The organism is Priestia sp. SIMBA_032 (assembly GCF_046535215.1).
Lineage (GTDB): Bacteria > Bacillota > Bacilli > Bacillales > Bacillaceae_H > Priestia > Priestia aryabhattai.
In genome coordinates this window covers 1-260 of record NZ_JAWRXD010000978.1, presented here as the reverse complement: position 1 = coordinate 260, position 260 = coordinate 1, and the positions used below count along the sequence as shown (strand labels likewise).

Annotated in this window: 1 pseudogene; it reads right to left on the bottom strand. The window is 33.1% G+C overall.

Annotation, left to right across the window (positions count from 1 at the left end):
- Window positions 1-260: pseudogene (locus SB717_RS37260) on the bottom strand (CpaF family protein); the annotation flags it as partial.

Below are 260 nucleotides of genomic sequence, written 5' to 3'. Positions count from 1 at the left end.
AAGGTTCTATAATCCCAAATCCAACAATTTCGTCACACACCATATTTAGTAACTGTTCAGAAGGTACATCTGAAACAACGACTTGATTGCTTAGTAAAAAGCTTTTAATAATTTGCTCCACAGCTGTTCTCTTCTCTTTATTCATAAAGGATTCACTTAAGATATCACGATGTTCCTTTACTAAAAATGCACGAATTTCATCTGTAATATCTTTAATTTGTTGAGCTGTAGTTGTTCCTAACTTTCGAGCTGATTTGGAA